This is a genomic window from Psychromonas sp. B3M02 (assembly GCF_003318165.1).
Lineage (GTDB): Bacteria > Pseudomonadota > Gammaproteobacteria > Enterobacterales > Psychromonadaceae > Psychromonas.
Genome location: NZ_QOCB01000149.1, coordinates 1 through 1,149, shown reverse-complemented (window position 1 = coordinate 1,149; position 1,149 = coordinate 1). Strand labels below are relative to the sequence as shown.

At 36.4% G+C, this 1,149-nt stretch carries 2 protein-coding genes; one reads left to right on the top strand and one right to left on the bottom strand.

Features of this window, described 5'->3' with window-relative positions; translation table 11 throughout:
- Positions 1-717 (top strand): heme biosynthesis protein HemY (locus tag DS885_RS17560; RefSeq protein ID WP_369007759.1); only part of this gene is annotated, 717 nt, incomplete at its 5' end.
- Between the two features lie 121 nt (positions 718-838).
- Here the strand turns inward: DS885_RS17560 and DS885_RS16585 are convergent.
- Positions 839-1,149: glutaredoxin family protein (locus tag DS885_RS16585; RefSeq protein WP_113820516.1), on the bottom strand; the 311-nt coding region annotated here is incomplete at its 5' end.

The window sequence follows — 1,149 nt, the reverse complement described above, 5'->3', positions numbered from 1 at the left end:
GCTGAGTTACAGCTAGATGCACAGCAATATGAAAATGCGTTAGTAACCTTAACTAATTTAAATCAACAGTTTCCAAAGAATAAGCAGATCTTGGAGCATTACATTGCATTGTATCCAGCAATGAATGAGTGGCAGAAGTTAATTACCTTATTAAATACTCAACGTAAGCTATTAACTTTGAATGCAGTACAAGTCGCTGAGTTAGAGTTATATGCACATCAACAACTATTTCAACAACTTGCTGCAGAAAGTGGGCAACTGCTTAATGATTATTGGCATAAAGATGTGGCTCGTTGGATGCGTAAAGAACTGTCTTATCAACAAGCAGTATTAGAAGCTTTCATTGATCATGACCACGGTAAATTGGCTCAAGAGTTCCTATTGGAAAAACTGCAACGTCAGTTCTCTCTACCGTTATTACCTTACTTACAAAAGATAAAAGTAACGGATCATTACCCAATTATTACGTTTCTTGAAAAACAGTTAAAAAAATCTGCACATGCGGATTATGTTCATCAAGCATTGGCGCACTTAAAACTTAAAGAAAGTCACCCTAAAGCCGCGATAGAACATCTTACTGAAAGTTTGAAAACATTGCCTAATGTGACAGATTATCAGTTGATTGCTTCTTTAATGGAAGAGCAAGAGATGCTAGAGCAAGCTAATCAGTATTATCGAGAAGGTTTGGCTTTTGCTTCAATTTCAGCTAATACATAACGTTTAGCTTGATTTAAGTACATTCAAATAGCGCTCAAGGAAGCCGTTGTTTGAATGTACTTGTTCCTATACCAATCTCCACTTTTTATAATCGTTAAATATAACAAGAGCTCGACGGGAACTAAGCAAACCTTTTTTCTAAGTAAGCGACGATATCTGACGACTCATACATCCAAGTGATCTTATTATCTTCTTCAATACGTAAACAAGGTACTGTGCCTTTGCCACCTTGTTCAATCAGTAGGGCTCTATTTGCTGGTTTCTGTGCATCTACTAATTCGATGTTTAATGCATTTTTACGCATTACTCTTCTGACTTTGACACAGAAAGGGCAAGCAGCGAATTGATATAGTTGTAAGCATTTAGTTTGTTGATCCACTTTCTGTTGTGATGCTGCATCTCTTTGCAGTTTTTTAGGCGAAAATATAAAGT